11 protein-coding genes are annotated in these 12283 nt (G+C 41.2%); 5 read left to right on the top strand and 6 right to left on the bottom strand.

The features are described from left to right. The first annotated feature begins 136 nt into the window (after positions 1 to 136). Positions 137 to 904, top strand: a complete 768-nt coding sequence (gene tpiA / locus Xmir_RS17210; RefSeq protein WP_099115368.1) for a triose-phosphate isomerase — start codon at positions 137 to 139, stop codon at positions 902 to 904. A gap of 142 nt (positions 905 to 1046) precedes the next feature. On the opposite strand, the gene Xmir_RS17205 is transcribed toward tpiA, so the two are convergent. From Xmir_RS17205 to Xmir_RS17175, 6 genes are all read right to left on the bottom strand, one after another. Continuing rightward, positions 1047 to 2099, bottom strand: coding sequence for a sulfate ABC transporter substrate-binding protein (locus Xmir_RS17205; protein ID WP_422646024.1), 1053 nt, complete (start codon positions 2097 to 2099; stop codon positions 1047 to 1049). A 215-nt stretch (positions 2100 to 2314) separates the two neighbouring features. After that, complete coding sequence (gene pfkA / locus Xmir_RS17200) at positions 2315 to 3292, bottom strand: 6-phosphofructokinase (protein ID WP_047962244.1); 978 nt, start codon at positions 3290 to 3292, stop codon at positions 2315 to 2317. 233 nt (positions 3293 to 3525) lie between these two features. Continuing rightward, positions 3526 to 4428: a CDF family cation-efflux transporter FieF gene (gene fieF / locus Xmir_RS17195; protein ID WP_099115366.1), complete on the bottom strand. Its 903-nt coding sequence runs from the start codon at positions 4426 to 4428 to the stop codon at positions 3526 to 3528. A 31-nt stretch (positions 4429 to 4459) separates the two neighbouring features. Beyond that, entirely contained in the window at positions 4460 to 5404 is a 945-nt protein-coding gene (locus Xmir_RS17190) for a phosphatidate cytidylyltransferase (protein WP_099115365.1), read from the bottom strand. Continuing rightward, complete coding sequence (locus Xmir_RS17185) at positions 5401 to 6042, bottom strand: lysophospholipid acyltransferase family protein (RefSeq protein ID WP_099115364.1); 642 nt, start codon at positions 6040 to 6042, stop codon at positions 5401 to 5403. The genes Xmir_RS17190 and Xmir_RS17185 overlap by 4 nt, the downstream gene beginning before the upstream one ends. Before the next feature lie 255 nt (positions 6043 to 6297). Continuing rightward, positions 6298 to 6798 (bottom strand): Spy/CpxP family protein refolding chaperone, encoded by a 501-nt coding sequence (locus Xmir_RS17175; RefSeq protein ID WP_099115362.1) that lies wholly within the window; start codon positions 6796 to 6798, stop codon positions 6298 to 6300. A 152-nt stretch (positions 6799 to 6950) separates the two neighbouring features. Between Xmir_RS17175 and cpxR the strand changes: the two genes are divergently transcribed. From cpxR to Xmir_RS17155, 4 genes are all read left to right on the top strand, one after another. Then, entirely contained in the window at positions 6951 to 7643 is a 693-nt protein-coding gene (gene cpxR, locus Xmir_RS17170; protein ID WP_099115361.1) for an envelope stress response regulator transcription factor CpxR, read from the top strand. Continuing rightward, entirely contained in the window at positions 7640 to 9016 is a 1377-nt protein-coding gene (cpxA, locus tag Xmir_RS17165) for an envelope stress sensor histidine kinase CpxA (protein WP_099115360.1), read from the top strand. The genes cpxR and cpxA overlap by 4 nt, the downstream gene beginning before the upstream one ends. Before the next feature lie 487 nt (positions 9017 to 9503). Then, positions 9504 to 10487: an NAD/NADP octopine/nopaline dehydrogenase family protein gene (locus tag Xmir_RS17160; RefSeq protein WP_099115359.1), complete on the top strand. Its 984-nt coding sequence runs from the start codon at positions 9504 to 9506 to the stop codon at positions 10485 to 10487. Continuing rightward, positions 10487 to 12283 (top strand): aminotransferase class I/II-fold pyridoxal phosphate-dependent enzyme, encoded by a 1797-nt coding sequence (locus Xmir_RS17155; protein WP_099115358.1) that lies wholly within the window; start codon positions 10487 to 10489, stop codon positions 12281 to 12283. Before Xmir_RS17160 ends, Xmir_RS17155 begins: the two co-directional genes overlap by 1 nt.

Below are 12283 nucleotides of genomic sequence, written 5' to 3'. Positions count from 1 at the left end.
CGCAGAGCTATTCGCGCTGATGATCTTTATACTGTCGGGATTCCGCTTACAGGGAATGACATCCGATTGATGTCATTCAAAGAAAGAATATTCATTCAGTTCGCAATTTGATTATTTTCTGGTTGGAGGGAAAAACATGCGACATCCATTAGTTATGGGTAACTGGAAATTAAATGGCAGTACCCACATGGTTAACGACCTGATTACAGGCCTGCGTAAAGAACTGAGCAACGTTGACGGCTGTGGCGTCGCTATTGCACCACCAACAGTTTATGTTTCTCTGGCAAACAATGCACTGGCTGGCAGCCGCATCGCGCTGGGTGCACAAGATGTTGGCGTTAACCTTTCTGGCGCATTCACTGGCGAAACTTCCGCAGAAATGTTGAAAGACGCCGGCGCGAAATACATCATTATCGGCCACTCTGAACGTCGTACTTATCACAAAGAGAGCGACGAATTGATTGCCAAGAAATTTGCCATCCTGAAAGAGCAAGGTCTGATCCCAGTTCTGTGTATTGGTGAAACCGAACAGGAAAACGAAGCGGGTCAAACCGAAGCGGTTTGTGCACGACAAATCGATGCAGTCCTGAACACGCTGGGCGCTGAAGCGTTCAAAGGTGCAGTGATTGCCTACGAACCTGTTTGGGCAATCGGCACAGGTAAATCAGCAACGCCTGCACAAGCACAGGCAGTTCATAAATTTATCCGTGAGCATATCGCGAAACAAGATGCCGCTATCGCTGAACAGGTCATTATTCAATACGGCGGCTCTGTTAACGCCAGCAACGCAGCAGAATTGTTTACTCAGCCAGATATCGACGGTGCATTGGTCGGTGGCGCATCACTGAAAGCAGATGCTTTTGCTGTGATTGTAAAAGCCGCCGCCGAAGCGAAAAAAGCGTAATTTGTAATCTTTTATATCCAATTGATTGCAAAAAAATAACTTAACCGCCACGGAATATACCCGCGGCGGTTTTTTCTTACTTCCTCTGCCACATCACTCCTCTACCACAATTCTCTTCTACCCCAACCAATCGCCTCAATGATTAACGGCGGATAATTTCATCAAAAGTCCCGCCTGTGGCGAAATGTTCTTTCTGTGCTTTATCCCAACCAGCAAAAATCTCATCAATCGTAAAGAGTTTCAGATCGGGGAAAACAGCGTGGTATTTTTCTGCAATCGCCTTATCGCGCGGACGATAATAATTTTTGGCTGCAATTTCCTGCCCTATCGGAGAATAAAGATACTTAAGGTATTCCGTGGCCAGTTCGCGTGTACCCCGCTTATCAACTACCTTATCAACGACAGCTACTGTGGGTTCTGCCAGAATAGAAATGCTCGGTGTGACGATTTCAAATTTGTCCTTATCCAAAGCATTAATCGCCAGCAGCGCTTCATTTTCCCATGCGATCAATACATCACCAATCCCGCGCTCCACAAAGGTATTGGTTGCACCTCGCGCACCGGAATCCAGTACTTCGACATTTTTATAAAGTGCTTTCACGAATTCTTTGGCTTTAACCTGATCCTGATGGTGACTTGCCAGTCCATATCCCCAGGCAGCCAGATAATTCCAACGTGCACCACCGGAAGTTTTCGGATTCGGTGTTACCACAGAAACATCGGGACGGATTAAATCCGGCCAATCTTTTATCTGCTTGGGATTGCCTTTTCTCACCAGAAAAACAATCGTTGAGGTATAAGGTGCCGAATTATCCGGCAGACGCTTAATCCAATGCTGATCAATCCGGCCACGCTCTGCAATTGCATCCACATCATATGCCAGCGCCAGAGTGACGACATCCGCCTGAAGACCATTAATCACAGAAGTTGCCTGCTTGCCTGAGCCACCGTGTGACTGGCGGATCTTCACATCATCTCCCGTTTTTTTATGCCAGTACTCACTGAATGCTTTATCGTACTGTTGGTATAACTCACGAGTCGGATCATAGGATACATTTAAGAGTTGAACCTCTTTCGCCCATGCACTGTTTGCCAGCAATAACATCAGAACTGCTGATAACACGGCATAAACACTCGCCACTGCCCATTTCGCGCCTGATTTCACTACTTTTGTCTTTTTAATCATTGCATTCATAATCACGGTGCCATGCTCCCATAAACTATTCTCATAAACCATTCCCAGAATCTACGGTGATGTTTCACCATAAAAACTGACAGAAAGCGTTATGACGCAGAAATAATTTAAAATTTCTGCTTATGCGTAAGAAGAATATGAGAAGTGAGACAGCCACATAAAGTGACTGCCTATGAAGAAGGATTTTGCAGAAAAAACAGGATCAGAAGGCAGGATTAGTAGAGTTTCTTCGCCGTTTCCAACCAATCTTTTTTAAAGACACGCTGCATATTTTGTACTGCATCAATGATATCGTGATGAACAAGTTTCTCGTTCTGGATACCAACACACCGACCACCGTGTCCTTCCAACAGGAGTTGGACAGAATAAGCCCCCATGCGGGAAGCAAGGATACGGTCATAAGCCACTGGTGCACCGCCACGCTGAATATGGCCTAATACCGTTGCACGGGTTTCATGGCGAGTTTCTGCTTCAATATATTTCGCCAACTCATCAACATCACAAACATGCTCAGTGATGGCAACAATCGCGTGGCGCTTACCTTTTTGAATACCCGCCTGAATTTCAGACAACAACTCTTCACGACTGAATGGTGTTTCACTCTCAGGCAGAACAATAAACTCACATCCACCGGCAATTGCCGCCGATAAGGTCAAGTCACCGCAATAACGTCCCATCACTTCAACAATGGAAATACGCTTATGGGAAGTTGAGGTATCACGCAGACGGTCAATCGCCTCTACCACCGTTTCCAGCGCAGTGAAATAACCGATGGTGTAATCGGTGCCTGCAACATCATTGTCAATCGTTCCTGGCAGACCAATGCAAGGGAAACCTGCTTCGGTTAACTTCTTCGCGCCTAAATAAGAACCGTCACCGCCAATCACCACCAGCGCATCAATCTCATTTTTGCGCATATTTTCAATGGCAGTTTCCCGAACTTTATCATCCCTGAATTCAGGGAAACGGGCTGAACCTAAAAACGTGCCGCCGCGGTTAATCATGTCGGAAACGCTAAAACGGTCGAGCTTCTTCATGCGGTTTTCATACAACCCCAGATAGCCATCATAAATGCCGTAAACTTCCAACCCTTCGGTTAAAGCGGCACGAACAACACCACGAATAGCGGCGTTCATGCCAGGCGCATCACCGCCACTCGTTAGGACTCCGATTCTTTTAATCTTGTTGATCATGATGACCTCTGACTTGTAGATATATTATTTGTAGGTATGTTATTTGTAGGTATAAGTATTTGCCAATCTGCTGACTGCTTTCCTAATGGGAAAAATTGATGGCAACTTTTAGAAACCCGATTGTCACTGCATTGGCTGAATTGATTCAACAGAACCTATCATACGGAAAAAAACTCAGCCTGCATTAAGATTATGTCTATTTTTTGACGATCTTTTGATTATGAATAAATTCATCACCAATCCCAACGATTTTTGTGCTCTTTGGACACAACAGAGCAAGGATCTTGGTGAATAATAATATCGGCACCCGGAAATCGACTCCGCAATTTATTTTCAATTCCTTCGGCCAAAGCATGAGCCTGAACCAACGGCAGATTTTCATTTATCTCCAGATGGAACTGGATAAAACGCGTCGGCCCTGATTGACGGGTTCGCAGATCATGACCACCAGCAATCCCCGGATAACTCTGGATAATCTCAATAACTTCCTGCCGCTCTGTATCCGGTAAGGCACGATCAAGCAAAGATTGTACGGCATCATACCCCATTCGTAACGCGCTATAGAGGATATAAACTCCAATCCCCAAAGCAAATAGCGCATCTGCACGTTTAAAACCATACAGGCTCAAAAGCAGTGCCACCAAAATTGCGCCATTCATCAATAGATCAGACTTATAATGCAGCATATCCGCACGAATCGCCTGACTTTGGGTTTTATTAATCACCCACTCCTGAAACGTCACCAGACATAGCGTGGAAATCAGAGCAATAATGATTACCCAGACACCAACCGCGGCGTTCTCCAGAGGCTTAGGGGAAAACAGATGCTGAAAGCCCGTCAAAAACAGAAAAATCGCTGAACCGGAAATAAACATACTTTGTGCCAAAGCCGCCAGTGATTCGGCCTTACCATGTCCAAACGCATGTTCTTTATCAGCAGGTTGAAGTGAATAACGCACGACAAAAAAATTGGTCAAAGAGGCCGCCAAATCGACCAGAGAATCCACCAGCGCCGCCAATAAGCTCACCGAGCCAGTAAACCACCATGCAAAAATTTTCACAATCAACAACACACTTGCCAGTACCGTTGCCGCCAACGCAGCGGTACTGACCCATCGCCCATAATTTATATTCACTGACTACCACCCTTTGGTTATTGAGTTAGTCTCAGGTATAAAAATAGCGTGTAAGGTGGAAAAATATAGGAGCAGCGAAACAAAGCGAGTCAATTCTATCCAGCATTCCACCATGCCCTTCAATGATCCCGCCAAAATCCTTCACCCCACTGTCTCGTTTAATCGCCGACATACACAACCCGCCGATAAATCCCATCAAAGTGATAGCCAACGACATCAAGCCCGCTTCCCACAAAGAAAATGGCGTTACCCAAAATAACGACATTCCCAACAGCACAGAAGCTAAAATTCCACCAACAAACCCCTCAACCGTTTTATTGGGGCTGAGTTTTGGCACAATCGGGCGCTTGCCAAATAATTTACCGAATACATACTGTAAAACATCAGACATTTGCACCACAATCATCAGGAACAACAATAACTTGATATTTTGCCCTTCATATCCCGGGATATCTAACATCAACAAAGCGGGCGCATGGCTGATGGCAAATACCGTCACCAACATCCCCCACTGGATCTTGGCAGTTCTCTCCAGAAAATGCGTTGTATCCCCCACCAAGGCAATACGGGCAGGTAAAAACAAGAATACATACACAGGAATAAATACCGAGAATAACCCATACCATTGCACACCCACCAAGGCATACTGCACAGGCATAAAAACAAAGAAACACCAGAACAAGGCTTCATGATCACTGCGACGAGTAGGCGTTAGCGTGATAAATTCGCGCAAGGCAAAAAATGACATCACCGCAAACAAAATCACCGATCCCACAGGCCCAACAACAATAGCGACTACACAGATAATACACATCATCCACCAGCCACGGATCCGGGCATTCAGGTTATCGATGGTGGCGCTGCGCCTTTCTCCCGAATACCAAAGGGCTAAAATCCCCCCAATCACACTGGCGATAATCAATATCCCAAAGACCCCACCCAGCAGCAACATCAAGTCATGATCCATATTCGTCATAGCACTAACTCCTCTAATGCAAACCGGGCACGTTGCAGAAACTCTTCCTTGCTTTCATTCTCGCCTAATTTATCCAACGGCTTACCGAATGTGACGGAGCAAATAATGGGTATCGGTAATTTCTTACCTTTAGGCAAAGCACGATTCAAATTTTCAAAATAAACCGGCACGATTTCAGCATCGGGGTACTTACGCACCAAATGATACAACCCACTTTTGAACGGATTGATTTGCTCCCCATCCCCCCGAGTTCCTTCCGGAAAAATAATCAAAGATTCCTGTTGTGCCAGAACCGTCTCCAATGGTGCAAGAACCCTTTCTTTCGACTTATTTTCTCCATTGCGCTCAACTAAAACCGCCCGAAATACCTGATGAATGAGATAACGACGCAGCTTGGTTTTACCCCAATAATCGCGGGCAGCGACAGGATGAACCTGGTGACGCAACTTAGGCGGAAGCCCTGACCAAATCACCAATCCATCAAGATGGCTGGAATGATTCGCATAATAAATACGACTTGCAATTGATGGCTCACAACCAATCCATCGAGCCTGTACACCAGTTAAAAGGCGGCATAAACCGGATAACGTAGCACCCATGCCTTTCGCCAATAGACTGATTTTATGAGAGTTAGCCATGTTGGGTATCCTTATCCCCTTGATGTGGAATGACAGCGACAAGACTTTTTAAGTAACGGCGTGACAGAGCGTAAGATAATCAAGATTGGTCAAGATAACAACAGGTTGGGAGGATTAATGGGTAAGAGAGACTGTTATGAGTTAAAAATTCTACACAAAAAAAAGCCCCTCAAGGGGGCTGAAAGACAGGGATGGTGTCTATGGCAAGGAAAACCGTTATTGATGCTACTTGTGCATCAAAGTACTAGCAAAAAATTAGTCCATTCCTAGAGCTATACGCCTTTCATAACGTTTCTGTAATAGCGCTCTTTGCTCTGGCGTTAACAATTGGTACATCTGGTTGCGAATACGCGCAAGTTCCACACCCAATTCAACATTCTTTTTTGCTATTGTTTCAAGCTGCGATCGAGCCGCAGCTTCATCAAAATCTTTGGCTATCAGGAGCCCAAACATCTTCCGGCGTTCAATTAGCATATCGACCAGCGATTGCTCATGCAGATGCTGCATCTTCACCAAATCCCACATCTGCTGACGTTGTTGCTCAGTTAATGTTATTCCACCAAAGACATAACTATAGTTGTAATTATGTTCATCATGGCGGTAATGACTAAAATCTCTCTGATGATCATATGGCATACAATGCGGCGGGGGACTTGCAGTCTCAGGAGCATCATCCGTATCAGCAGTTTCAGCTAAAGCCACTGTTGTTCCAAGAACAGCCATTGACGCTAAAGCCAATATTGCTATGTTACGCATTAAAATTCCCCGCTTTCTCGAACAGACCCATTCGATTCAGTGAGGGTAACTATAACCCTGCGGCTGCAAACTAGCGTCAGAGCATGTAAAAGAACGTAAAGTCATGGAATAGCAGAGTTTGTTATCGTATTTTGCTCTTGGAGGAAGAATTAATGCATAAAATCTTATTAGTTGATGATGACCGCGAGCTGACATCGCTATTAAAAGAATTGCTCGAGATGGAAGGATTCAATGTTGTGATCGCCTACGATGGCGAGCAGGCTTTACAATATATCGATTCTTCAATTGATTTGTTATTGCTGGACATTATGATGCCACGTAAAAATGGCATTGAGACGCTTAAAGAGCTACGGCAATACCATCAGACCCCCGTTATCATGTTAACGGCACGTGGGAGCGATTTAGACCGCGTTTTGGGATTAGAACTGGGAGCTGATGACTATCTCCCTAAGCCTTTTAATGACCGTGAGCTGGTTGCCCGTATACGTGCAATTTTGCGTCGTTCCAACTGGAGCGAGCAACAAGCCGATGTTGGAACACCGATACTTGAGATCGATAAACTACAACTCAACCCGGGGCGTCAGGAAGCCAGCTTTGACGGTGCCATTTTGGATCTCACTGGCACAGAGTTCACTCTGCTATATTTACTAGCGCAACACTTGGGACAAGTTGTTTCCCGTGAACATTTAAGCCAGGAAGTATTAGGAAAACGCTTAACACCTTTTGATCGCGCCATTGATATGCACATTTCTAATCTACGCCGTAAATTACCAAACCGAACTGACGATCTTCCGTGGTTCAAAACATTACGTGGTCGTGGATATTTAATGGTTTCAGCAAAATGATAAATAGCCTGACAGCTCGCATATTCGCCATTTTCTGGTTCACTCTTGCACTTGTCCTGATGGTGGCCTTAATGGCCCCCAAACTGGATTCACGGCAATTGACCCCACTTCTGGACAGTGAGTATCAGCAAGGAAAAAATCTGGCAAAGCAGATAGAAGAAGAACTAATACGCTACCCGACCAATGATCTATTCTGGTGGCTACGGTTAGATCGCGCGCTCGTTCAATTGACGCCACCGGGTCAACGCCTGCTCCTTGTCACCAGTGAAGGACGCATCATTGACATTGATACGCCAGCTCGTCAGATACAAGTTGTCCGTAACTTTATCGGACAATCCGATAACGCAGATCATCCTAAAAAGAAAAAATATGGTCGCTCCGAAATCCTTGGCCCTTTCTCTATCCGGGATGGGGGAGATCATTACCAGCTTTACCTCGTTAGGCCTGCGGGCAGTCCGCAATCAGACTTTATTAACTTAATGTTTGACCGGCCGTTCTTACTTCCTGCGGCAACCATGTTAATCAGTGCCCCATTACTACTATGGCTGGCGTGGAGTTTGGCAAAACCCGCCCGTAAATTAAAAAATGCAGCAGATGAAGTCGCAAAAGGAAACTTACGGCAACACCCTGAGCTGGAATCCGGCCCACAAGAGTTTTTGGCTGCGGGCAGTAGCTTCAACCAGATGATTAGTGCACTGGAAAGAATGGTGACCGCTCAACAACGGCTGATTTCCGATATCTCCCACGAACTGCGAACGCCACTTACCCGCTTACAATTGGCGACTGCCCTACTGCGCCGCCGCCACGGTGAAAGCAAAGAACTGGAGCGCATCGAGACAGAGACTCAGCGTTTGGACGGAATGATTAATGACCTGCTAGTACTTTCCCGCAATCAACATAAAAACGAACTACTGCGCGAAAATATCAAAGCCTACGATATATGGCATGACATTCTGGAAAATGCCAAATTCGAAGTCGAACAGATGAATAAAACACTGGATATTGTTTCTCCTCCCGGTAATTGGATGATTTACTGCAACCCGACAACGCTCGGCAGCGCATTGGAAAACATCGTCCGCAATGCACTGCGTTATTCTAGCAATCATATCGCCGTTGCATTCAAGGCAGATAGCCAAGGGGTAACGATTACTGTTGATGACGATGGGCCAGGAGTGAGTCCTGAAGACCGAGAACACATATTCCGGCCGTTTTATCGGACGGATGAGGCCAGAGATAGAGAGTCTGGAGGAACTGGGTTGGGATTGGCGATTGTTGAAACGGCAGTGAGTCAACATCGTGGTTGGGTGAAAGCAGAAGATAGTCCTTTGGGCGGATTGCGATTGGTGATTTGGTTGCCGTTGCATGGGAGATAGGAAGCTTTCGTTTTGAAATTTAGTTAGTTACAAAATGTAACAATTAAAGAAAAAAAGCTATTCTACTTGACCAAAAAGCGGTGAGGGACTAACCTCGTCGCTGCTTAACACAAATCATTGATATGATAGTTTTTGTTAAATGAAAAAAACCTTTTATATTAATTGGATAAGTGAAATTTGCTACATATGGCAGGCACTCTGGGAGCCGTAACCTAGTGCGGTAGCTTTTGCTAAATAAAATACTATTCCAGACCGAAATAATTTATACTCTATAAAAAATGCTTAAATATCTAAAAAACCACTTCTGCCACTAGCATTTATACATCGTGTATATCATATTTTCTGACTTAAAAAAGTATTTTTCTATAAAATAAGTAAAAAACGTAAATAATATTCTCTATATCAATTTATAGAAAAACACTTTACCTAAATAAATACGATATATTAAAAAAATATCAATATAAATATATACAACGAATTAATCTTTATGAAAGATAGTACAGCTCTAATCATAGGCGGTGGAAATATTGGTCATGCCATTGCCTTTAATATATCTAAGAATATTAAAACATTTATTATAGTACGTGATAAATCACTCTGGAATGATTTCTTATCTTGCCATGACGAAAAGTCAATTAACTTCACCGTCTTATCTTGGTCTGATACAATAGACTTTACTCCTGATTTTATATTTATAACATTACCTTTATTATACCGTGAAAAAGCTATTGAATTAGTAAAAGAAAATAAAATAAAACCAACTAACATTATAGCAATACCTGGTTATGGAGGTTTTGAAATGCTACTAAAAAAGGACACCTATTTCAACAAATTCAACTATGGCTCACTTCAAAGGGTTCCATATATATCAAGAATCATTAATTATGGGAAAGAAGTAAATATAACAAGTCAAAAAGACACTCTCTTTCTCTATATACAAAAAAATCAGAAAAAAACAAAAGAAAATCTAGAATCAATTTTCAACATTTCTACTAACTTACTTGAAAGTCATTATCAGAACACCTTATCAAATTCTAATCCATTACTGCATACATCTAGATTATATAGTATATTTAAAGATAGTTTATCTCATAAAAATGAAATCCTTTTCTATGAGCAATGGGATGATTTTTCCTCAAAACTATTAATCGCTATGGACGAGGAAATGAGTAGTATATTCAAATACAAAGGAATACCTCATTTGCACAAAACAATCTGTGAACACTATTCAGTTTATGATTATAAAGAGCTAACAAAGAAAATAAGAGGTATTGATGCATTCAAAAATATCATGACTCCCATGATAAAAATTGGTAATAAGTATATACCAGATATTAACTCCAGATACTTTACCGAAGATTTCGGAATTGGGTTAAAATGCATCAATGACATAGCGCAAGACTGTAATTTAGAACTACCTAATATATCAAAAATCTTAGCTTGGTATCAGACTATTAAAAAGGAAATATAATGCAAGTTGTCATTCCAGCAGCAGGCATGGGTAATCGCTTAGGCAAACATACTAAAGATAAAACTAAATGTATGGTTGAAGTACATAACTTAACTTTAATCGAAAGAAGCCTAGAAATACTATCAAAATTTGATATAAGTAGATTTATCATTATAGTAGGCTATCACAAAGATAAGCTAATAAGTTTTTTAGGTAAAGAATATAATGGCATAGAAATAATATATATAGAGAATAATATTTATGACAAAACAAATAATATATATTCAATATATTTAGCCAAAGATAAATTAGTTGAAGATGACACCATTCTTTTAGAAAGTGATTTGATATATGAAAAAAATATTCTTGATAATTTAATATCCAATAAATTTCCTAATTTAGCCGTAGTAGATAAATATCAACCTTGGATGGACGGCACAGTAGTTGAAATCAATGAAACATTTGACATTATAAATTTTGTACCTAAAAAAGATTTCGACTTTAATAAAACCCCAAAATATTATAAAACAGTTAATATATATAAATTCTCTAAAGAGTTTCTTTCCAATACCTACGTTCCATTTTTAGAGGCCTATTCAAAAGCATTAGGTCAAAATGAATATTATGAACAAGTATTAAGAGTAATAACTCTTTTAGACACTCAAGAATTAAAAGCCTTACCGCTTAATAATGAAAAGTGGTATGAAATTGATGACATTCAAGATCTAGACAATGCCGAAATTATTTTTTCGCCTAGTAATAAAAAATTAAATCTACTTAGCAAGCGATATGGTGGATACTGGCGCTATAATGACATTATTGACTTTTGTTATCTAGTAAATCCTTACTTCCCTAATGATACTTTTATAGGAGAGATGAAAAACTCTTTTGATACCCTTATTCGAGAATACCCTTCAGGAGCTAATGTACAATCATTACTTGCAGCTAAGTTATTTAAATGTAATCCAGATCAAATTGCTGTCGGCAATGGTGCCGCTGAACTAATTGATAAACTTGCCGACGAATTAGACATAAAATTAGGATTATTTACACCTACTTTTGAAGAATACTCAACTAGATTTAATAATGTTATATTAGAAAAAATTTCCAACAAAAACTTTCAATATAATAAGCAAGATATAATTAAATTAGCACAAAAATCAGAAGGTGTTATATTAATTAATCCAGATAATCCCTCCGGTAATTATATTTCACATTCAGACGTCCTAGAACTCATTAAGTGGTTCAAAAAAGAACAAAAGACATTGATTGTGGATGAATCCTTTGTTGATTTTGCAGAAGACGGCCTACAATCCAGTCTTCTTTCAGAAAAACTATTAAATAGCTACGAAGGACTTATTGTAATCAAAAGCATCAGTAAAAGTTATGGAGTACCAGGAATTCGCTTAGGTGTTATTGCGTCATCCAACACCACCTTAATAAGCAATATTAAGAAAGACATTCCGGTATGGAATATTAATTCGCTTGGTGAGTTTTTCCTCCAAATAATCGGCAAATATGAAAAAGCCTATCAGCAAGCTTGTTCTAATATTATTAAAGAAAGAAATACTTTGTTAGAGCAATTATCACAAATATCATTCCTACGACCTATAAGATCTCAAGCTAACTATATCTTATGTGAAGTGTTAGAAAGTAAATCACATGAAATTATTTCTACTTTATGTAATAAATATAATATCTTAGCTAAAGATTGTTCTGGTAAAAAAGGTTTTGACAATAAAAATTACATTAGACTAGCAGTCAGAAATTCTTATGATAATCAATATCTTATTGATTGCCTTAAAGAACTAAAATAG

The organism is Xenorhabdus miraniensis (assembly GCF_002632615.1).
The sequence above is the reverse complement of the archived record's forward strand: the minus strand, read 5'-3'. Positions and strand labels throughout refer to the sequence as shown.